The organism is Streptomyces sp. SL06 (assembly GCF_058244745.1).
On record NZ_JBSYOT010000002.1, the window covers coordinates 5,473,055 to 5,493,333 of the forward strand.

The 20,279-nt window shown below is 73.5% G+C and carries 19 protein-coding genes and 3 pseudogenes; 13 read left to right on the forward strand and 9 right to left on the reverse strand.

Features of this window, described 5'->3' with window-relative positions:
* Nucleotides 1-125 precede the first annotated feature (125 nt).
* From AC4IHM_RS25030 to AC4IHM_RS25045, 4 genes are all read left to right on the forward strand, one after another.
* On the forward strand, nt 126-1,064 hold the full coding sequence (locus AC4IHM_RS25030; RefSeq protein ID WP_490869250.1) for a PAC2 family protein: 939 nt from the start codon (nt 126-128) through the stop codon (nt 1,062-1,064).
* A gap of 57 nt (nt 1,065-1,121) precedes the next feature.
* Entirely contained in the window at nt 1,122-1,727 is a 606-nt protein-coding gene (coaE, locus tag AC4IHM_RS25035; RefSeq protein WP_490869251.1) for a dephospho-CoA kinase, read from the forward strand.
* A 123-nt stretch (nt 1,728-1,850) separates the two neighbouring features.
* Entirely contained in the window at nt 1,851-2,231 is a 381-nt protein-coding gene (locus AC4IHM_RS25040; RefSeq protein ID WP_490869252.1) for a tetratricopeptide repeat protein, read from the forward strand.
* Between the two features lie 73 nt (nt 2,232-2,304).
* Nucleotides 2,305-3,003 carry a class I SAM-dependent methyltransferase gene (locus AC4IHM_RS25045; RefSeq protein WP_490869253.1) on the forward strand — a complete coding sequence of 233 codons (699 nt, stop codon included), beginning with the start codon at nt 2,305-2,307 and terminating at the stop codon, nt 3,001-3,003.
* Between the two features lie 61 nt (nt 3,004-3,064).
* Here AC4IHM_RS25045 and AC4IHM_RS25050 read toward each other — a convergent pair whose 3' ends face one another.
* Entirely contained in the window at nt 3,065-3,604 is a 540-nt protein-coding gene (locus tag AC4IHM_RS25050) for an RNA-binding S4 domain-containing protein (RefSeq protein WP_490869254.1), read from the reverse strand.
* A 104-nt stretch (nt 3,605-3,708) separates the two neighbouring features.
* Between AC4IHM_RS25050 and AC4IHM_RS25055 the strand changes: the two genes are divergently transcribed.
* The gene (locus tag AC4IHM_RS25055) at nt 3,709-4,455 is read left to right on the forward strand and encodes a uracil-DNA glycosylase (RefSeq protein ID WP_490869255.1); all 747 of its coding nucleotides are present in this window, start codon (nt 3,709-3,711) and stop codon (nt 4,453-4,455) included.
* A gap of 32 nt (nt 4,456-4,487) precedes the next feature.
* Nucleotides 4,488-5,453, forward strand: a complete 966-nt coding sequence (gene pip / locus AC4IHM_RS25060; protein WP_490869256.1) for a prolyl aminopeptidase — start codon at nt 4,488-4,490, stop codon at nt 5,451-5,453.
* Nucleotides 5,454-5,459: 6 nt separating this feature from the next.
* Here pip and AC4IHM_RS25065 read toward each other — a convergent pair whose 3' ends face one another.
* A complete protein-coding gene (locus tag AC4IHM_RS25065; protein ID WP_490869257.1) occupies nt 5,460-6,065 on the reverse strand; it encodes a TetR/AcrR family transcriptional regulator in 606 nt (201 codons plus the stop codon).
* 116 nt (nt 6,066-6,181) lie between these two features.
* On the opposite strand from AC4IHM_RS25065, the gene AC4IHM_RS25070 reads away from it, so the two are divergent.
* The 3 genes from AC4IHM_RS25070 (at nt 6,182) to AC4IHM_RS25080 (ending at nt 9,601) form a co-directional block, all read left to right on the forward strand.
* Nucleotides 6,182-7,201 carry an aldo/keto reductase gene (locus AC4IHM_RS25070; RefSeq protein ID WP_490869258.1) on the forward strand — a complete coding sequence of 340 codons (1,020 nt, stop codon included), beginning with the start codon at nt 6,182-6,184 and terminating at the stop codon, nt 7,199-7,201.
* A gap of 170 nt (nt 7,202-7,371) precedes the next feature.
* On the forward strand, nt 7,372-9,237 hold the full coding sequence (locus tag AC4IHM_RS25075; protein WP_490869259.1) for an FUSC family protein: 1,866 nt from the start codon (nt 7,372-7,374) through the stop codon (nt 9,235-9,237).
* A gap of 178 nt (nt 9,238-9,415) precedes the next feature.
* Nucleotides 9,416-9,601, forward strand: coding sequence for a DUF8839 family protein (locus AC4IHM_RS25080; RefSeq protein WP_490869260.1), 186 nt, complete (start codon nt 9,416-9,418; stop codon nt 9,599-9,601).
* 36 nt (nt 9,602-9,637) lie between these two features.
* On the opposite strand, the gene AC4IHM_RS25085 is transcribed toward AC4IHM_RS25080, so the two are convergent.
* From AC4IHM_RS25085 to AC4IHM_RS25095, 3 genes and pseudogenes are all read right to left on the reverse strand, one after another.
* The gene (locus AC4IHM_RS25085) at nt 9,638-11,551 is read right to left on the reverse strand and encodes an ABC transporter ATP-binding protein (protein WP_490869261.1); all 1,914 of its coding nucleotides are present in this window, start codon (nt 11,549-11,551) and stop codon (nt 9,638-9,640) included.
* A gap of 241 nt (nt 11,552-11,792) precedes the next feature.
* Nucleotides 11,793-12,226 (reverse strand): annotated as a pseudogene (locus AC4IHM_RS25090) (hypothetical protein).
* Entirely contained in the window at nt 12,223-12,864 is a 642-nt protein-coding gene (locus tag AC4IHM_RS25095; protein ID WP_490869262.1) for an ATP-binding protein, read from the reverse strand. Before AC4IHM_RS25095 ends, AC4IHM_RS25090 begins: the two are co-directional and overlap by 4 nt.
* A 247-nt stretch (nt 12,865-13,111) precedes the next feature.
* Here AC4IHM_RS25095 and AC4IHM_RS25100 point away from each other — a divergent pair, with 247 nt between their 5' ends.
* On the forward strand, nt 13,112-13,972 hold the full coding sequence (locus tag AC4IHM_RS25100; protein WP_490869263.1) for a Sco1979 family transcriptional regulator: 861 nt from the start codon (nt 13,112-13,114) through the stop codon (nt 13,970-13,972).
* Nucleotides 13,973-14,248 carry a DUF397 domain-containing protein gene (locus AC4IHM_RS25105; protein ID WP_490869264.1) on the forward strand — a complete coding sequence of 92 codons (276 nt, stop codon included), beginning with the start codon at nt 13,973-13,975 and terminating at the stop codon, nt 14,246-14,248.
* Between the two features lie 171 nt (nt 14,249-14,419).
* Here the strand turns inward: AC4IHM_RS25105 and AC4IHM_RS25110 are convergent, their stop codons facing one another.
* Both AC4IHM_RS25110 and AC4IHM_RS25115 read right to left on the reverse strand, forming a co-directional pair.
* Nucleotides 14,420-15,910 (reverse strand): glutamate synthase subunit beta, encoded by a 1,491-nt coding sequence (locus AC4IHM_RS25110; protein ID WP_490869265.1) that lies wholly within the window; start codon nt 15,908-15,910, stop codon nt 14,420-14,422.
* 147 nt (nt 15,911-16,057) lie between these two features.
* The gene (locus AC4IHM_RS25115; protein WP_490869266.1) at nt 16,058-16,537 is read right to left on the reverse strand and encodes an anthrone oxygenase family protein; all 480 of its coding nucleotides are present in this window, start codon (nt 16,535-16,537) and stop codon (nt 16,058-16,060) included.
* A gap of 163 nt (nt 16,538-16,700) precedes the next feature.
* On the opposite strand from AC4IHM_RS25115, the pseudogene AC4IHM_RS25120 reads away from it, so the two are divergent.
* A pseudogene (locus tag AC4IHM_RS25120) lies at nt 16,701-17,334 on the forward strand (nucleoside/nucleotide kinase family protein).
* A 179-nt stretch (nt 17,335-17,513) separates the two neighbouring features.
* Nucleotides 17,514-18,308, forward strand: a complete 795-nt coding sequence (locus tag AC4IHM_RS25125) for a class I SAM-dependent methyltransferase (protein ID WP_490869267.1) — start codon at nt 17,514-17,516, stop codon at nt 18,306-18,308.
* A 61-nt stretch (nt 18,309-18,369) separates the two neighbouring features.
* Here AC4IHM_RS25125 and AC4IHM_RS25130 read toward each other — a convergent pair.
* Together AC4IHM_RS25130 and AC4IHM_RS25135 are read right to left on the reverse strand one after the other, a co-directional pair.
* Nucleotides 18,370-19,292: pseudogene (locus tag AC4IHM_RS25130) on the reverse strand (carbohydrate kinase family protein).
* On the reverse strand, nt 19,289-20,197 hold the full coding sequence (locus AC4IHM_RS25135) for a pseudouridine-5'-phosphate glycosidase (RefSeq protein WP_490869268.1): 909 nt from the start codon (nt 20,195-20,197) through the stop codon (nt 19,289-19,291). Before AC4IHM_RS25135 ends, AC4IHM_RS25130 begins: the two are co-directional and overlap by 4 nt.
* Nucleotides 20,198-20,279: the final 82 nt, after the last annotated feature.

Genomic DNA, 20,279 nt, shown 5'->3' on the forward strand with positions numbered 1-20,279 from the left:
TTCCCGGGGTACGGGCCCTCGGCGTGTACCCGACACCCGGGACGGCCCGATCGGGCCCGCAGCCGGGAATGCCCGGGGCGGGGCCCGCGTTGTCCCGTACGAACACGAGGAGGGGAGCGGTCACTGTGCTTGATCCGCAGGGTTTGTACGCATGGGAGCCGAAGGGCCTGGCCGTCGTCGACATGGCACTCGCCCAGGAGTCGGCCGGACTGGTCATGCTGTACCACTTCGACGGATACATCGACGCCGGCGAAACCGGCGACCAGATCGTCGACCGGGTGCTCGACTCGCTGCCCCACCAGGTCGTCGCCCGCTTCGACCACGACCGGCTCGTCGACTACCGGGCGCGCCGTCCGCTGCTGACGTTCAAGCGGGACACCTGGACGGACTACGAGGAACCCACCATCGAGGTGCGGATCGTCCAGGACGCCACCGGCGCGCCCTTCCTGCTGCTGTCGGGCCCCGAGCCCGACGTTGAGTGGGAGCGCTTCGCCGCGGCCGTACGGCAGATCGTGGAACGCCTCGGCGTCCGCCTGTCGGTGAGCTTCCACGGCATCCCCATGGGCGTCCCGCACACCCGCCCCGTCGGCATCACCCCGCACGGCAGCCGTACCGACCTGGTGCCGGGCCACGGCAGCCCCTTCGAGGAGGCGCAGGTCCCCGGCAGCGCCGAGGCGCTCGTCGAGTACCGGCTCATGCAGGCCGGTCACGAGGCGCTGGGCGTCGCGGCGCACGTGCCGCACTACATCGCGCGCTCCGCGTATCCGGACGCGGCACTGACCGTGCTGGAGGCGATCACCGCGGCGACCGGTCTGGTCCTGCCGGGCATCGCGCACTCCCTGCGCACGGACGCGCACCGCACGCAGACGGAGATCGACCGGCAGATCCAGGAGGGCGACGAGGAACTCACCGCCCTCGTCCAGGGCCTGGAGCACCAGTACGACGCGGCCGCCGGCGCCGAGACCCGCGGCAACATGCTCGCCGAGCCCGTCGAGATCCCCTCGGCGGACGAGATCGGCCGCGAGTTCGAACAGTTCCTCGCGGAGCGGGAGGGCGACAACTGACGCGCTCGCGTCGGCCCGCGGGACGCGCCGCCGCCGGCAGGCCCTAGGCTTCCGCTCATGCTGAAGGTGGGCCTGACCGGCGGGATCGGCGCCGGCAAGAGCGAGGTGTCGCGGCTGCTCGTCGAGTGCGGCGCCGTACTGATCGACGCGGACCGGATCGCGCGCGAGGTCGTCGCGCCGGGTACCCCGGGGCTCGCGGCGGTCGTGGAGGCGTTCGGCGAGGACGTGCTCGCCGAGGACGGCGGCCTGGACCGGCCGAAACTCGGCAGAATCGTCTTCGCCGACCCGGAGAGGCTGGCCGCGCTGAACTCGATCGTGCACCCCCTGGTCGGCGACCGCTCCCGCGCCCTCGAAGAGGCCGCCGCCGAGGACGCCGTGGTCGTCCACGACGTTCCCCTGCTCACGGAGAACGGCCTGGCCCCGCTGTACAACGTCGTGGTCGTCGTGGACGTGGACCCCGCCACCCAGGTGGACCGGCTGGTACGGCTGCGCGGCATGACCGAGCAGGACGCACGCGCGCGCATGGCCGCCCAGGCGACGCGGCAGCAGCGCCGGGAGATCGCGGACGTGGTCATCGACAACGACGTGCCGCTGGACGAGCTGCGGCGCCGCGTCAAGGAGGTCTGGACCGAGCTGACCCGCAGGGCGCACGCGTCGGGCTGAGCGCGCTCTGTGCCGACCGAGGGGTCGTGGCCCGCTCCGAGTCCCGGTGGCCCCGGGCACCTCATCAGGAATAGCGGCTCCCGCGCGGGCGTTGATCCCTTCCAGTGAGGGAAGGACTCTGCCGTGCCCGAGACCAGCGGTTCGACCGGACGTACTCCGGAGACGGATGTCATCGACTTCCGTGCCGCCGAGCAACTGCTCGCGGCCCGGGATCCGAGGGGCGCGGTGAAGCTGCTCGACGGGGTCATCGGCACGCACCCGGAGAACACCGCCGCGCGGCTGCTGCGCGCGCGTGCCTTCTTCGCGGCGGCGCAACTGAGACCGGCCGAGCTGGAGTTCACCATCGTCCTGGAGCGCGAGCCGGACAACGCCTTCGCGCACTTCGCCCTCGCCCGCACCTATGAGCGCCGAGGCTGCCCCGACCAGGCCCGGCGCCACTTCCGACTGGCGGCGGCCCTGGACCCGAACCCGGAGTACCTGCGCCAGGCGCGGTTCGACTCCTGACGCTGAGTTCACTCGGTCGGGTGAACCGAGGCCGGGTGGGAACGGGTGTGCGGGGGCGGCCCGTTGGACGGGCATGGAGCTGAAATTGCGAGAAGGGCACCGGGGGACGGGCCCCGGGGCCATCACCCCGGACGGCTGCGCGGTCGAACTCTACTCGCGGCTGCCCGTCGGACCCGAGCCGGACATCGTCGCCGCCGCCGTGCCCGAGGGCGCGCGGATCCTGGAGCTGGGCTGTGGGGTGGGGCGGATGACGCATCCGCTGCTGGAGCGGGGCTTCTCGGTCACCGCGGTGGACGAGTCGGCCGAGATGCTGGATCGCGTGCGCGGAGCGCGGACCATATGCGGCCCGATCGAGGACCTCGACCTGGGCGAGCGTTTCGACGCGGTGATGCTGGCGTCGTTCCTCGTGCACGCCGGGGACGCCGAGGTGAGACGGGGGCTGCTGCGCGCCTGCGCCCGGCATGTCGCGCAGGACGGCTGTGTACTGATCCAGCGGGAGGGGGCGGACTATCACACGAACCTGCCGCGAGAGCGGGTGGACCCCGCCGGCTTCACGGTCCGGATCGTGTCGGCGGAGCCGGTGGGAGAGGGGGTCGACTCGGTGCGCGTGGAGTACGAGTTCCCGGACGCGGTCTGGACGCAGACCTTCCGGGCCCGGCCGCTGACCCGGGCGCAGTTCGAGGAGGCCCTGGGCGAGGCGGGGCTCGCCGTGGACGGGTATCTGACCGAGGACGGGACCTGGGTGCGGGCGGTACCCGTGCCGCGGAAGTAGGGAAGCAGGGGGGCGGCACCCGGCCTCGCCCGCGCGGTGGGGCGCGGGCGAGCCTGTCGGGTCACGGCCTGGTCTCGGCGTCCCTCCGGGAGTGGGTCAGGCCCTCCAGCCCGCGCAGCCGTTCCAGCTCGCGGCGGTCGCGCTTGGTCGGGCGGCCGGCGCCGCGGTCGCGGATGCCGGCCGGGGCGACGGCCTCGCGGGGCGGGGGCGGCGGGGAGTTGTCGACGTAGCACTGGACGGCGACCGGGGCACCGACGCGCTTGCGGATCAGCCGCTTCACGACGACGACGCGTTCCCTGCCCTCGTGCCGCATCCGCACCTCGTCGCCGACCCGCAGTGCGTACGCCGGCTTCACACGCTCGCCGTTCACCCGGACATGGCCGCCCCGGCAGGCGGTCGCGCCCAGGGAGCGGGTCTTGACGAGACGGACCGCCCAGATCCAGCTGTCCACCCGGACGCTCTCGCCGCTCTGCGGACGCGCGGCCTCGGCGGCGGCGATCGCGGCGGCGGTCTTCGGGTCCGGGGCCTGCGGTCCGGCAGCGGAGCCGCCCTGCGGGGCGGCCGCCCCGCCGCTGCTGCCTGCGTCATGCTCGGAAGCCATGCCCCGACCTTAACCGCCCGGCCCGGACACAGGGGCCGCAATTTCCACCGGCCTCGGTGGCACCTCGTTCCGTCGCGTACCCGGGATGGTTCTACGGTGGAGGGATGGACACCGGCGGCCTCTGCGCACTCGACCGGCGGATCGCCGGGTGCCGGGCCTGTCCGAGGCTGGTCGACTGGCGGGAGGAGGTGGCCCGTACCAAACGGGCGGCCTTCGCCGACTGGACGTACTGGGGCCGGCCGGTGCCGGGCTTCGGCCCACCGGACGCGCGTCTGCTGATCGTGGGGCTCGCCCCCGCGGCCCACGGCGGCAACCGCACCGGCCGGATGTTCACCGGCGACCGCTCGGGCGACGTGCTGTACCAGGCGTTGTACGACGTGGGCCTCGCGTCGCAGCCCACCGCGGTCTCCGCCGACGACGGCCTGGAGCTGTACGGCACGCGCGTGACCTCGCCCGTGCACTGCGCCCCGCCCGCCAACAGGCCGACCCCCGCCGAACGCGACACCTGCCGGTCCTGGCTGGTCCAGGAGCTGGAGCTGCTGCGGCCGACGCTGCGCGCGGTCGTCGTACTCGGCGCCTTCGGCTGGCAGGCCGCGTTGCCCGCCTTCGCCGGGGCGGGCTGGACCGTGCCGCGTCCTCGTCCGGCCTTCGGGCACGGCGGGCAGGCCGTGCTGGACGCCCCCGACGGGCCGGGTCTGCGTCTCTTCGGCTGCTTCCACGTCAGTCAGCGCAATACGTTCACCGGCCGGCTCACCCCCGAGATGCTCCGGGAAGTGCTGCGCGCGGCGGCCGGGACGGCGGGGCTGCCCGTCCGGCCGCGCGGTGAAGGGAGTGCGGGCAAAAGGGGGTGAGCGACCCGAGCCGGCGGCGCTACGGTGCCCCCATGGGCCGTTACCCGCAGATCGCACCGTACGACCACGGCATGCTCGACGTGGGCGACGGCAACCGCGTCTACTGGGAGACCTGCGGAAACCCGGACGGCAAGCCCGCGCTGGTGCTGCACGGAGGGCCGGGATCCGGCGCGGGCGTGAACCTCGGACGGTACTTCGACCCCGCCGCGTACCGGATCGTGCTGCTCGACCAGCGCGGCGCCGGACGGTCGCGACCCCGGGCGAGCGACCACGACACGGACATGAGCGTCAACACCACCGCCCACCTCATGGCGGACCTGGAGCGGCTGCGCGCCCACCTGGGCATCGAACGGTGGCTGGTGTGGGGCGTGTCGTGGGGTTCCGTACTGGGGCTGCGGTACGCGCAGACGCACCCGGGAGCGGTGTCCGAGCTGGTGCTGACCGGCGTCGCGACCGGCTCCAACGCCGAAGTGGCCCTGCTGACCCGCGGGTTGGGGAGGATCTTCCCGGAGGCCTTCGAGCGCTTCCTCGCCGGGTTGCCCGCGGACCAGCGCGACGGCAATCCGGCCGCCGCGTACAACCGGCTGCTGGAGTCGCCGGACGCCGCGGTCCGCGAACGGGCCGCGCGCGCCTGGACCGACTGGGAGACGGCGACGATCCCCGCGCCGCCCCGCTCGGTCGCCCGCTACGAGGACCCGGACTTCCGCCTGGGCTTCGCCCGTACCGTCACGCACTACTGGGGCAACGACCACTTCCTCGGCGAGGGCAACGACGAGGGGGTGGTCCTGCGGGACGCGCACCTGCTGAAGGGCATCCCCGGCACCCTCGTGCAGGGCAGCCTCGACTTCGGCAACCTCCTCGGCACCGTGTGGCGGCTCCACCACGCCTGGCCGGACAGCGAGCTGGTGATCGTGGACGAGGCCGGGCACGACGCCGGGGCCCGGGGGGACGAGGCACTGGTGGCGGCGACTGACCGGTACGCGCGCGGCGCCGCCTGAGACCGGTCAGCCGCTGTGCGGCGGTCGCTGTCCGTCCCCGAGGAGGCCCTCGGCGAACACGGCGACCATCCGCTGGGGCTGGTATCCGGGCCGCTCGACGGGCACGGGCATGCACAGGTTGGCGACGGCGTAGAGCACGTCGTGGGCACTGACGTCGTCGCGGGCGACGCCGGCGGCCACGGCGGAGTCGAGCAGCGCCGCGAGGACGGGGCCGACCTTGGCCATGAAGTAGCCGGGCAGCTCCCTGTAGGCGGCGTCGCCGGAGTGCAGGGCGGGGGCGAGTCCCCGTTTGCTTCCCAGGAACGTCGCGTACTGGCGCAGCCACTCCTTGAGGGCGTCCCCCGGCTCGTGCTCGGCGCCGAGCCGGGGCCCGAGGGCGGCGATGGCGTCGATCCCGCTCTCCACGACGGCCTTGACCAGGTCCGAGCGCAGCGGGAAGTGCCGGTAGAGGGTACCGACGCCGACCCCCGCGAGATCGGCGATCTCCTTCGCGGGCGCGTCCACGCCGGTGGTGTCGAAGACCGTTCGCGCGGCCTCGACGAGGGCGTGGAGGTTGCGCTGCGCGTCGGCACGCCGACGGCGTCCCCCACGGGCAGTGGATGAATCGGGCATGGTCACTCCAGTTGCGTATCCGGAATGGCTTTCCGTATTGTGTTCCGGAAAGCCATTCCGCTTCATTGCAGTCTACGGTGCCGCTCGGCGCCCGGCTGTCGTCCGGAGGTTCTCTCATGCGATACCGCACCCTTGGCCGCACCGGGATCAAGGTCAGCCCCTACGCGCTCGGCACCCTGATGTTCGCCACCCGCATGGGCAACGAGCCCGCGGAGTCGGCCCGCGTCATCCACCGGGCGCTGGACGCCGGGATCAACTTCCTCGACACCGCCGACGCGTACGCCGACTCCGAGGAGGTCGTCGGCAAGGCCCTCAAGGGGCGTCGCGACCATGTCGTCCTCGCGACGAAGTTCGGCCTGCCGGTCGGCGACGACCCCAACCAGCGCGGCACGTCCCGGCGCTGGATCGTGAAGGCCGTCGAGAACTCCCTGCGCCGGCTGCGGACGGACTACATCAACGTCTACCAGATCCACCGTCCGGATCCCGACACGGACTTCGAGGAGACCCTGTCCGCGCTCACCGACCTCATCCGCAGCGGAAAGGTCCGCGCCGTCGGCTCCTCGACCACGCCCGCCTCCGAGATCGTCGAGGCCCAGTGGGTGGCGGAGCGCCGCGGCCTGGAGCGCTTCCGCACCGAGCAGCCGCCCTACTCGCTGCTCAACCGCGGCATCGAGCGCGAGGTCCTGCCCGTCGCCCAGCGCCACGGCATGGGCGTCATGGTCTGGGGCCCGCTCGCCCAGGGGATGCTCACCGGCCGTGTGCGCAAGAACCAGGAGAACCCCCTCATGCGCGCGAGCTTCTCCCGCCACCTCACCGACGAACGCCGCATCGACGTCGTCGAGAAGCTCCTCCCCCTCGCGGAGAAGGCGGGCATGCCCCTGACCCACCTCGCCACGGCGTTCACCATCGCCCACCCCGCCGTCACCAGCGCCCTGGTCGGCGCCCGCACGATGGCCCACCTCGACGACCTCGTCAACGGCTTCAACGTCCGCCTCGGCGACGACCTCCTCGACCGGATCGACGAAATCGTGCCCCCCGGCACCGATGTCACCGCACTCGACCAGGACTACCGGCCGCCCGCGCTGCATAGCCCCCACCTGCGCCGCCGCCCCACGGCCGAACGCGGCGCCGTCTGACCGCCGCGCGGGGCGACCGCCGGTGCCCGGCACACCGTCACGTCCGCGAAACACACGCGTTCTCGCCTGTCCAAGAAGTTCCCTTATCGTTGACAGCACGCACCACAGCCCGGCCACCGTCGCCCGAAGGCTCGCCCCGCCTCCGACCGGACGACAGGAGCCCGCGACCCGTGCACCGCACCGCCCGCCCCGCCGCCCACGCCCTTCCGCCCTGGCTCGCCCATGCCCTCCGTGCCCAGCGCGGGCCCGTGCCCTGGAGCGCGGTGACCCGGGGCGCGCTGGCCGGGGGGCCGCTGCTGCTCGCCGCCGTGCTCGCCGGCCGGGCCTCCCTCGGAGTGGTCGCCGCGATCGCCGCCATGCTGGCCGGCATCAACGACCGGCCGGGCAGTCGCCGTACCTCCGTCGGGCGGGTCGGCGTACCCGCGCTCGCCGGAGCCGTCGGGCTGCTCGTCGGGACGTACGGCGGCCAGCACCTGGGAGCCGTACCGCTGACCCTGGTGCTGACCGGGCTCGGGCTGGTCGCCGGAGGTGTCAGTTCCGTCGGGCCCGTGGCGTCCGGGACCGGGACGCAACTGCTGGTCGCCAGTGCCGTCGGCGCCGGAATGCCGTTGCCCGATCCCGGGTGGCAGCGAGCGCTGGCCTTCCTCGCCGGCGCCGGGTGGCTGCTCGCCCTGCGGCTGCTCCTGCCCACGCCCGGGGCCCTCACCGGCGGCTACCGCTTCGACGGGGAGCGGGCGGCCGTCGCCGGTGTCTACGACGCCGTCGCCGCGCTCCTGGAGGCGGTCGGCACGGAGCACGCCGTGGCCCGCCGGGCCGCGCTCACCGCCGCGCTCGACCACGCACAGGACGCGCTCGCCGGGCCCCGGCTGCGGCGCGAGGCCTCGACCGCGGCCGAACGGCGGCTGCACGCGCAGTACGCCGCCGCGCTGCCCCTGGGCGAGGCGGCGACCGCGCTCGCCTGGGCGGAGCAGCCCGTGCCCGCACGGGCCGTCGAAGGCCCCCGACGGCTCGCCGCGGCCGTCCGCGACAGCACACCCGCGGGTCCGCTGCCCGCGCCCAGCCGCACCGAACCGGCCCTGCGCGCCCTGGACGACGCCCTCCTGCACGCCGCCGAGGCCTTCGACCGGGGCGACGGCCTGAACCTGCACACCCGCGCCCAGTCGGCCGCCTCGCTGGTACGCACCGTGCTGGGCGCGGGCGGACGCGAGTACGGGCTGCGCGTCGGCCTGTGCTTCGGGGGCAGTGCCGCCGTCGCCCAGACGCTGCACCACGGCCACTGGTACGGCTCGCACCAGCACTGGTACTGGCTGCCCGCGACCGCCGTCTTCCTCGTGAAGCCCGACCTCGGCCCGCTCGTGTCCCGGGTGCTGTGCCGGGCGGCCGGGACCGTGCTCGGGGCGCTTGTGTTCGCCGGGTTCGCCGCCGTCCTGCCCCGCCCGGAGGGGCTCGTCGTGCTCGTCGCCGTCTGCGGGGCCCTGGTGCCCGTCGCCGCGCGGCACTTCGCCGCCCAGACCACCGTCGTCACCGTCCTCGTGCTCGCCCTGGTCATGGTGGGCGGCGAACCCCAGGCCTCCGTCGGCCGGATCGGGGAGACGCTGCTGGCCTGCGCGATCGTGCTGGTCGTCGGGCATCTGCCGATGCCGGGGCAGCACGGCGGCGGACTCCGCGCCCGGATCGAGGCGGCCGACGCCGCCGCGCACGTCTACCTCGCCCACGTACTGAGCGAGTCCGCCGACCGTGCCACCCGGTGGACGCTGCGCCGCGAGGCCTACCGCACGCTCGCCGAGACCCGCGCCGCCATCGGCCGTGCCGCCGCCGAACTGCCCGCCCTCGCCCGGCACGCCGCGGGCACGGACGAGGTCGCCGCGGTCCTCGAACGGCTCGTCGACACCACCACCGCCTGCGCCGTGCACCTCGACGACACCGGCCGGCTCACACCCCGCCACACCGAACGGCTCGCCGGGCTGCGCAACGAACTCGCCCAGCGCCACGAGCGAGTGGGCCGGCATCGTGCCGAACTGCCGCTCGCGGGGTGAGCCACGACGAGTACGAGGACCGGGACGCTCCGTAGCGGAAGAGACCGAACGGATGAGATGTGGCTCACACTTTGCGGTGAACGAGTGTCAACTATGTCTCAGTACCATCACCACACCAGGTGTTCACTCCATGGTTGGCGTTTAACTCTACGAGTACAGCGCTACATGGAGGTGCGGGGTGAACGGGCGAACGGTGCTCGAACGCTTTCCCGCGGGTGGGCCGCGAGGATCCTGGCCGGCGGAGGAGTTCGCGCAGGCGCGGCGTCGGGAGGGCCTGTCCGTCGAGGTCGTCATGGACCTCGCCACGGACACGTTCCTGGTCGTGGCGCGCGGCGGCGACGCCTCCGGCGACGCGGCGGCCTGAGCGGCGCGCGCTCCGGGCGGCCCGTCCCGGCTCGCCTCACCCCGCCTCCGGGGCCGGTGCCGGCGCCTTGGCGAACTGTTCCGCCTGGAGGGAGTACAACTCCGCGTAGAGCCCGCCGGTGGCCAGCAGTTCGTCCGGGGTGCCGGACTCCACGAGCCGGCCCTGGTCCAGGACGTGCACCAGATCGGCGTGGCGCACGGACGCCAGCCGGTGGGTGATCAGGACGACCGTCTGCCCGCTGCCGGCCAGGGCGCGGATCTTCTCGAAGACCTCCAGCTCGGCCCGAGCGTCCAGGGCCGCCGTCGGTTCGTCCACGATGAGGATGCGGCCCTGCCGGTACGCGGCTCGGGCGATCCCGATCCGCTGCCACTGGCCGCCGGACAACTCGTGGCCGCCGCTGAAGTTGCGGGCCAGGAGGGTGTCGAGGCCGCGCGGCAGATCCGCGACCACGTCCTCGGCACCGGCCTCGGCGACCGCGTCGGCCACGCGTTCGTCACCGAGCGGCGCCGAGGACCGGCCCACGGCGATGTTCACGCGCGCGGTGAACGGCCAGCGCTTGAAGTCCTGGGCCACCATGGCGACGCGTTCGGCGAGCGCGTGCCGGTCCGCCGTCGCCGTGTCCACGCCGTCCCAGGTGATCCGGCCCCGGTCCGGCGTGTACAGCCCGGCGAGCAGCTTGACCAGCGTCGTCTTGCCCGAGCCGTTCTCGCCGACGAGTGCCACGATCCGGCCGAGCGGCAGGGAGAGCGTCACGTCGTCGAGCGCCGGGCGGGTGGCGTCGCCCGGATAGCTGAACGTGACGTTCTCGAAGCGGATCTCCTTCGGGTCCTTCGGCAGCGCGGCGCCGCCCACCGGGATGGCCCGGCCGGCCGCCTCCCGGTGCAGCCGCTCCAGGTCGCCGACGAACAGGGCCTCCTCGTGGAGCGCGTTGACCTCCACGACGAGGGTGCCGAGGCTCTGTGAGCCGGTGCGGATCGCGATCACGGCCGTACCCGCCACCGACAGGGCCATCGCGCCGCCCAGCAGCAGCCCGCCGAGCGTCGCGTACGTCGCCGCCGTCGCCAGCCCCGTCCACGCCCCCGCGATCAGCCCGGTGCGGGCGGCGAGGCGGGCGAGCCGGGTCTGCTCCGTCTCGGCGCTCTCCGACATCGCGCGGAAGTGCCGCAGCAGGAAGGGGCCCACCCCGTGCACCCGGATCTCGGGGGCCGCGGCCGGTTCGATGAGCAGGCTGCCCAGCAGCCGCCCCGCCCGCTCGTGCTGCACCCAGGCGTGGAACGACTCGTAGCGGCGGCGGGCGAGGGTCAGCGCGCTCCAGGCGCTCGGCAGCGTCATGGTCACCAGCAGCGGCAGCAGCGCGGGGTGCAGTACGGTCAGGACGCCCGCCGCCGCGATCAGCGAGATCATCGCGTTCACCACGCGCGTGCCGAACAGGATCATGCGCCGGGCGGAGGTGGCACCGTACTGGGCGGTGTCCAGGAGCTTGTGGAAGGCGTGGTCCTCGATCGCCGACAACTCCACGCTCGCCGCCCGCTCCAGGTACCGCTCGGTGGCCACCCGCTCCACCTTGGGCTCCAGCCGCCCGGTCGCGTAGGTCGAGGCCGCCCGCAGCAGGGCCGCGACCATCATCACGGCGGCCACGGTGACCAGTGCCGGGACGGTCCCGCGCAGGCGTTCCTCGATCGGCCCGGCGGTCATCAGCCCGGCCAGCACGCTGTTGACGGCGAGCAGACTGACCGCCTGCGCCAGTCCCCGGCCCACCTCGGCCGCCAGCACGGTACGCGCGGCCCGCGGGTCGGCCTGCCGGGCGAGCCGGAGGCTGGACGCCAGCAGGGACGGCAACCGGGTCACCAGGGCCCGGAAACCCAGCTCCAGGAAGGCGTCGGCGTGCTGGTTCCAGCCCATGTCGTAACGCAGCGGACCGCCGAAGAGCAGCCGCTCCGACTCCGACATCCCGGCTGGTTGCGTGCCGCCCTTCCTGCGCACCGTCTGCCTCCCCCGAATCGTGGCCGGACGGCCACTGTCGCGGGAACGGGACGCCCACCGGCAGGGCGTGAGCGGGGGAGGCCGGAGCGCGCGGGCGCGCGCCTCACCGGAGGACGACGGGAGGGGGCGTGCGGGCGACACCGGGGGTGTCGCGGGGGCGTACGGGCGGGCCGGGGGAGCGCGGCGCGGAACGGCGGGCGGCCGTACGTTACGCGCTCACCGGTCGCGACCAGGTGGGTGTCGTGTTCGTCAGCCGGCACAGTGCCAGGTAGAGCGGGATGGGCGGGGTGTACGGAACCGTGCCGTCCGGGCGGTGGATGAGACCGGGGACGACCGGGGCGTCGGGAACGACCGCGCCGGTGGCGTACCGCGCGGGCGCGGGCCACTCCAGGGCGTAGTCGGAGTCGGTCGGGACGATCCACCACCAGTGCGTCTCGTCGGCGTAGACGCAGCCCACACGCGGCAGCCGGGGCAGCACCAGGGGCCCCAGGCTCGCGGGCACCGTCACGGCGTCGCAGCCCAGCGGGGCCGTCATGCCGTCCGGCACGGGCAGCCGCCGGGGTGTCCCGGGGCGCGCCGTCCGCGCTGGAGGCGGACCATCGTGTCCAGACCGAGCGGTCGGATGCCGGACACAACCTTCATAGCCATTCGGTCCCCGTTCCGCGGCGCGACTCCAGCCGGCGTCCCTCCGCCTCGCCCTCGTCACCCGTGCCGTCGGCAGGACCGGGCTTCGGGCGGGCGCCCCAGCCCAGGTCGTTGCCGGGCTCCGACGCGTCCTGCGGCTCGTCGGCCGTGCGCGGCAGCTCCGCCCAGACCAGCAGTCCGGGTCCGTGCTCATGGGCGCCCCAGGCTTCGCAGAGGGCGTCGACGAGGAGCAGTCCCCTGCCGTGCTCGTCCTCGGGCTGCTGATCGGCCGAGGGAAGAGGCTGGCCGGGGGCGCAGCCCTCGTCGCGCACGGCTATACGGACCAGGTCGGCCCCGTCGTGCAGCTCGCACACTATGTGGCTGCTCGCGGTGTGCACGATCGCGTTGGTCACCAGCTCGGAGATCACCAGGGCCGCGGTGTCGCAGGTGTCATCGCACACCGACCAGCCGTTCAGCCGGGCTCGTGTCAGGCGTCTGGCCTGCGCGGGAGAACCCGGATGCGCGGCCAGTTCGAAACGGAACCGGCGCTCGGCGGTGGCGGGCCCCGAAGAGCCGGCTCCCATGGCGGCACCGAGGGCCAGGGAGCCCGCGGTGGCGTCTGTTCCTAAGGGCGCGGACGGAATCACGCTTGCCACTATCGCCCCGCCGTGAACACTTGGCAAGTGTCACTATGAAAAATGCAGAGTGCTGTGTGACGGTCTGGAAGGCCGTGGCACACTGCTCGCAACAGCACGTCGAGCGGCGCCACTTCAGACCGTCGAGGACCTGGCATGGTTTTCGAACAGGTTTTCGAATGGCGCCGCCGGGCTGTCCGCACACGGACGTGCCGGACCGCCCGTACAAGGACAGGGACTCTTCGGGACTCTTGACAGGAGGTGGGCGGTGAGCGAGCCGCGGTCCGCGCCGACGGTCGGCCAGGTCGTTCTCGGCCGGCGCCTGCTGGACCTGCGGGAAGGCGCGGGTCTCAAACGCGAGGAAGCCGCCCGCATCCTGCGCGTCGCCCCCGCCACGGTCCGCCGGATGGAGATGGCCGAGGTCGCCCTCAAGATCCCGTACCTCCAGCTCCTGCTGAAGGCCTACGGTGTCGGCGACGAGGAGGCCGAGGCCTTCGTCCGGCTGGCCGAGGACGCCAACAAACCCGGATGGTGGCAGCGCTTCCACGACATCCTGCCGGGCTGGTTCTCCCTGCACGTCAGCCTGGAGGGCGCGGCCGCGCTGCTCCGTTCCTACGAGCCCCACTTCGTCCCCGGGCTGCTCCAGACCGAGGACTACGCGCGTGGGGTGCTCCTCTCGGGCGCCATCGGACAGACCCGGCCCGACGACATCGAACGCCATGTCGACCTGCGCATGCGACGCCAGGAACTGCTCACCCGCAAGGACGCGCCCCGGCTGTGGGCCGTGATGGACGAGACCGCCCTGCGCCGCCCCGTCGCCGGGCCGGAGGTGATGCGTGCGCAGATCGACAGACTGCTCGAAGCCATGAAGCTGCCCAATGTCACGTTGCAGGTCGCCCCGTTCTCCGAGGGGCCGCACCCCGGCACGTACGGGCCCTTCGTGCTGTTCCGATTCGCCATGCCGGAACTGCCGGACATGGTCTACAGCGAGTACCTGACCGGCGCCGTCTACCTCGACGCGCGCGCCGAGGTGGCGACCCATCTCGAGGTCATGGACCGCATGGCGGCGCAGGCCGCCACGGCACATCGCACGAAGGAGATCCTCCGGGATCTCCGCAAGGAGCTGTGAATGAACCTCATCAAACCCCAGCGCTCGCCGTGGAACCGCCGTGAGCGGATCTACAACGGCATGCCCGCCCGAGAGCTGGGCAGCGAGGGCTGGCACAAGCCGTGGAGCGGCGGGAACGGAGGCAACTGCCTGGAGGCGATGAAGCTCGCCGACGGCCGGATCGCCGTCCGGCAGTCCACCGACCCCGACGGACCGGCCCTGATCTACACCTCGGCCGAGATGACGGCCTTCATCGAAGGAGCGAAGGCGGGAGAGGCGGACTTCCTGCTGTCCTGAGCCATGCACCCTGTTGATTGTTGTTTTTAAGCTGTTTGCCACTGAGTTGACCATCCATCGCGACGAGAACCGAACACCTGGGAGCGGGGCGCTAGCGGGCGGTGGCCCGTAGCCGCAAGTCGTATGCCGTAGGTCGTGGGAAGGGAGAGCGCCGGAGGGTGGTGGCCGCGCTCAGGTCGTCATCGGCCGGTCGTACGGACCGACCGGTGCCGGCAGCCGTGTGCTGCCGCCGGACAGGTGGCGGTCGACGGCCGCGGCCACCGAACGCCCCTCCGCGATCGCCCACACGATGAGCGACTGCCCGCGCGCCGCGTCCCCCGCGGCGAACACCCCCGGGACGTTGGTCGCGAAGTCCCGGTCCCGGGCGATCGTGCCCGCGGGTGCCATGTCCAGCCCCAGCCCGTCGACGAGCCCGTCCTCCCGGTCGGGCCCCGAGAAGCCGAGGGCGAGAAGGACCAGGTCCGCGGGGAGCGACCGCTCGGTGCCGGGCAGCGGCCGGCGCCCCGCGTCCACACCGACCAGGTGCAGCCACCGCACATGCCCCTCCGCGTCACCGGTGAAGCGGAGCGTGGACGCCGCGAACAGCCGCGCGTCCGCGTCCGCCGCCGGCGCGGCCCCGAGGTCGCGTGCCTCCTCGTGCGCGGCCGACAGCCGGTACAGCCGCGGATACGTCGGCCAGGGCTCCGCCGTCTCGTCGCGTTCCGCGCCCGGCTGCGCGTAGATGTCCAGCTGGGTCACGGACGCGGCCCGCTCCCGCACCGCCGTGCCGAGACAGTCCGCGCCGGTGTCGCCACCACCGACGATGACGACGTGCTTCCCGGCGGCGGACAGCGGGGAGCGCTCCAGGTCGCCCTCGCAGACCCGGTTGGCCAGCGGCAGGTACTCCATCGCCTGATGGACCCCGGCCAGCTCCCGGCCGGGCAGGGCCGGATCGCGCCACACGGTCGCCCCGGTGGCGATCACCACCGCGTCGTAGCGCGCCCGCAAGTCGGCGGCGGCCACGTCCCGCCCGACGGCCGTCGAGGTACGGAACTTCGTCCCCTCCGCCCGCATCTGCTCGATGCGCCGTTCCAGGTGCCGCTTCTCCATCTTGAACTCGGGGATGCCGTATCGCATCAGCCCGCCGATCCGGTCGTCCCGCTCGTACACGGCGACCGTGTGCCCGGCCCGGCTCAGCTGCTGCGCCGCCGCGAGGCCGGTGGGTCCCGAACCGACCACCGCCACCGTCCTCCCGGACAGCCGGTCCGGCGGGCGCGGCGGGGTGAAGCCCTCCTCCCAGGCCCTGTCGGCGATCGCGCACTCGACGTTCTTGATGGTGACGGCCGGCTGGTTGATGGCCAGCACACAGCCCGCCTCGCAGGGCGCCGGGCACAACCGGCCGGTGAACTCGGGGAAGTTGTTCGTGGCGTGCAGTCGCTCGCTCGCCGCCCGCCAGTCCGACCGGGAGACCAGGTCGTTCCACTCCGGGATCAGATTGCCGAGCGGACAGGCCTCGTGGCAGAAGGGGACGCCGCAGTCCATGCAGCGGTCGGCCTGCCGGTCGATGATCGGCAGCAGCCCACCCGGCACGTACACCTCGTCCCAGTCCCGGGCCCGCTCCTCGATGGGCCTGCGGGGCCACTCCTCGCGGGGTGTCGTCAGAAAACCCTTGGGATCGGCCATGGCCGTCTTCCTTGCCTGCGGGATGGCTGGCCGTGCGTCGTCGGGCGGCACTCTCCCCACCCACGATACGTCCGGCCCACCCCGCGCGCAGGGCGTCCAACCGTCCGTCGCCCCCGGAGCCGGGCCGTGGCGGCGGCGTCCCGACTCTCAGGTGAGGGCGAGCACGTACGCCACCGCCGCCGCGGCCGAGGAGGCCGTACGGACGTGGTTCCAGGCCGTCCACTCGCGCACGTAGGAGGGCCAGTGGCTCGCCGCCTCCGCGGAGCCCGGCACCAGCCGGAGCAGCGCGGCGTTGCGCGGCACGTTGGCGGCCACGGTCACCCCGAACGACCCGACCAGGTAGAGCGCGCTGCCCAGCAGCAGCTCCACCGCGGCCCCCTGCGGCCACAGCACGAACGTCACCACGGCGATCACCGCGGCCAGCACAGCCGTCCCGAGGAACACGACCATGAAGGCCGGCCGTACCGCGGCCGTGTTGATCGCGTTCATCGCGGCCACTCCCTGGGCGGGCGGCAGCGCCGCGAGCCCCCGCATGACGAAGGTCGAGAACGCGCAGAAGACGCCGGCCGCCAGACCGGTCCCGAGCACCCCCAGCACCGTCAGCACGAAGTACGGTCCGTCGATCATGCCGTGCCCACCCCCATCCGTCGCGCGGTCGCCCACTCGGCACCGTCGGCCACCCACCGCCCCGAGTCAACCTCTTCCCGGACACGGTGACCACGGCCGACCGGAGCGGGCGCACGCGCGAGGGTCCCGGCGGGCGGAACGGCGACTGGCGCATCATGGGCGGGTGCCACTGGAAGCGATCACCTGGGACCGGCTCGGCGACCGCCTCGCCGAGCGCCTGCTCGACCTGGAGCCCGCCGACGGGGGCACCCGGCCCCGCGTCGCCCTCGACGGTGCCCCGGCCGCCCGGCCCGGCGATCTCGCCGAGCGGGTCTCCGAGGCACTGCGTGTCCGGGGCCGCCCCTCTCTCGTCGTCGGAACGGAGGGCTTCCTGCGTCCCGCCTCGGTCCGTCTGGAGTACGGGCGTCAGGAACGTCGAGTCCTACTACAACGGCTGGTACGACACCGGCGCCCTGTGGCGCGAGGTCTTCGACCCCCTCGGACCCGACGGCGACGGACGGGTCCTGCCCGACCTGTGGGACCCGGTCGCCGACCGCGCGACCCGCAGCCCTTATGCCCGGCTTCCTCCCGGCGGTGTACTGCTGCTGCACGGTCCCTTCCTGCTGCGTCACTGGTTCCCCCTCGATCTGAGCGTCCATCTCGTCCTCACCCCCGGTGCACTGCGCCGCCGCACCCCCGAGGCCGAGCACTGGACCCTGCCCGCCTTCGAGCGCTACGACGAGGAGACCGACCCCTCCCGCACCGCCGATGTCCTGGTGCGCGCCGACGATCCACGGCATCCCGCGTGGAACGGCTGACGCGTCGTGAGCGTGTGACCGGTTCTTCGCTCGTCACTCTGCCAGGTCGGCGCGAATCGTGTGCAAGCCTGTGGAAACGGAACATTCCGCTTTGTTCCCGACTGTGGACAGCCCTGTTCCCGGCTGCGGACGGTCCGTCGCCCTCTTCGGGCATGCCGGACAACTGGGATGATCGCGGCATGACGCGAACCGACGGATACCTCCTCGACAACCAGCGGGGTGAGGCGGCGGAGCGCTTCGACGCCTTCGCCACTCTCTTCGACCCCACGACGTTCCGGCACCTCGGGGCACTCGGCGTCGGACCCGGCTGGCGCTGCTGGGAGGTCGGGGCCGGAGGCACCTCCGTGGTGTCGTGGCTGGCCAAGCGGGTGGGGCCGACCGGCAGGGTCCTCGCGACGGACATCGACACCTCGCGGGTCGCTCCGGCCGCCCGGCATCCCATCGAGGTGCGCGTGCACGACGTGGGTGCGGAGGAACCGCCGGCGGAGGGCTTCGACCTGGTCCACGCCCGGCTCGTCCTCGTCCATGTCCCGGACCGGGAACAGGCGTTGCGATCGATGATCAAGGCCCTGCGGCCGGGCGGACGCCTCCTGGTCGAGGACGCCGATCCCGCGCTGCAACCCCTCGTCTGCCCCGACGAGCACGGTCCCGAGCAGCAACTGGCGAACCGGCTGCGGCACGGCTTCCGCCAACTGCTGTCCCGTCGCGGCGCCGACCTCTCCTACGGACGCCGACTCCCGCGGCTGCTCCGGGAGGCCGGGCTGAGCCGCGTGGAGGCCGATGCCTACTTCCCGGTCACCTCGCCCGCGTGCGCCGCTCTGGAGTCCGCGACGGTCCGTCAGGTCCGCGACCAGCTGGTCGGAGCCGGGGTGGCCACCCACGAGGACATCGAGCGCCACCTGGCGAACATCGCCTCCGGCGGCATGGACCTCGCGACGGCTCCGATGATCTCGGCCTGGGGACGCAAGGCATAACCCAGGGACGCAAGGCGCAACTGGGGGACGCAATGCGGGCAGACGCCTCCTCGACCGTCCGTCAGCCGTCCGCCCGGGGCGGCCTGCCGCCCACCTCTTCGACCGCCCTGGCCCCCGCCCGGCACCCCGCGGCCGCCGCCTCCTCGGGCCCCGCGCCCGTGAGCAGCGCGGCGAGGAACGCGCCGGTGAAGGCATCACCGGCGCCCGTACTGTCCCGCGGCGACGCGACCGAGGCGGCGGGAACACACGCGCACACGGTGCCGGAACGGGCCACCAAGGCCCCCTGTGCGCCCTGCTTGGCGATCACCAGCGGGACGTGCCGGCTCAGCTTCGCCGCCGCGTCCACCGCGTCGGGCAGCCCGGTGAGCAGGCACGCCTCGTCACGGCTGGGCAGCAGGACGTCCACGCCCTCGACCAGGCCCAGGAAACGGCCGACGCCCAGCTCGCCGAGGAACCCCGCCGACGCCGGGTCCAGGCTGACCGGCACCCCACGCGCGCGGGCGGCGGCCAGGGCGACCGCGACCAGAGCGCGGCCCGGCTCCGCGAGAAGAGGAGATAGCCGGAGAGATGCAGCCGGGCGACGCCGTCGAGCAGCGAGTCCGACCAGTCGCCCGGTCCGATCCGCAACGACGCCCCGCTGTCCGTCAGAAACGTCCGCTCGGCCGAGTCGCCCGTGTCGACCAGGCAGATCACCGTCCCCGTCGGTGCCGCGGCGTCGACGACGAGGAGCGGGCGCACACCACGGGCCGTCAGCTCCCGCTCGTGCCAGGCCGCCGCGTCGGCGCCGACCCGCCCCAGCAGCCGTACGTCCCCGTATCCCGCGTACGCGGCCCAGCAGGCCACGTTCGCGCCCGCGCCGCCGGGCAGGCGTCGGATCGAGGCGGCCGTGTCCGTGCCGGCGGCCAGCGGCCCCCGGTGCCGGGCGACAACGTCCGTGACGACGTCCCCGACGACCAGCAGCGCACCGCCCGCCCGGACGGTCATGCCCCGGTCCAGGCCGCCGCGACACGTGCCGCCAGGCGCACGTTCCCGCGCACCGCCGCCAGGTTGGCGCTCAGCGAGGCGCCGTCGGTGTGGCGCACCAGATGGCCGAGGAGGAAGGGCGTGACCGCCTGGCCCGTGATCCCGGCCGCCTCGCAGGCGTGCAGCGCGTCGGCCAGCACACGCGCGTGCAGCGCCGGATCGAGCTGCTCCTCCTCGGGGACGGGGTTCGCGAGCACGAGCGCGGACCGCGGCCCGTCGAGCGCGTCCTGCGCCCGCATGACCGCCGCCACCTGCTCCGGAGTGTCCAGCGTCCAGTCCACCGGATACCCCGAGTCGGACAGGTAGAAGCCGGGGAAGCGGTCCGTCCGGTAGCCGGCCACCGCGACTCCCAGCGTCTCCAGCCGTTGCAGGGTCGCCGGCACGTCCAGGATGGACTTCACCCCCGCGCAGACCACCGTGATCCGGGTGCGGGCCAGCAGGCCCAGATCGGCCGACTCGTCCTGCGTCACCGTCCACTGCCGGTGCACGCCGCCGAGTCCGCCGGTGGCGAAGACCCGTATGCCCGCTCGGGCCGCCAGCAGGGCGGTCGCCGACACGGTGGTCGCGCCGCTCGCGCCGGTGGCCACCGCGAGCGGCAGGTCCCGGTGCCCCAGCTTGCGGATGCCGTCCTCGTTCGCGACCCGTTCCAGCTGTTCCTTGTCCAGGCCGACCCGGGGCCGGCCGTCCAGCACGGCGATCGTCGCCGGAACGGCGCCCTCCCGACGTACCGCCTCTTCCAGCTCCCGTGCCACCAGCAGATTGCGCGGGCGCGGCAGCCCGTGCGCGATGATCGTGGACTCCAGGGCCACCACGGGGCGACGCTCGTCGATCGCCGTCCGTACCTCTTCCGACACCACCAGCATCACGCGCCTGCCTCCTGTCCGACGGCTCTCCCGCAGCTCCGGTCACCCTCATCCCTGGCGGGCGGGGGACCGGGCCAAACCCCTG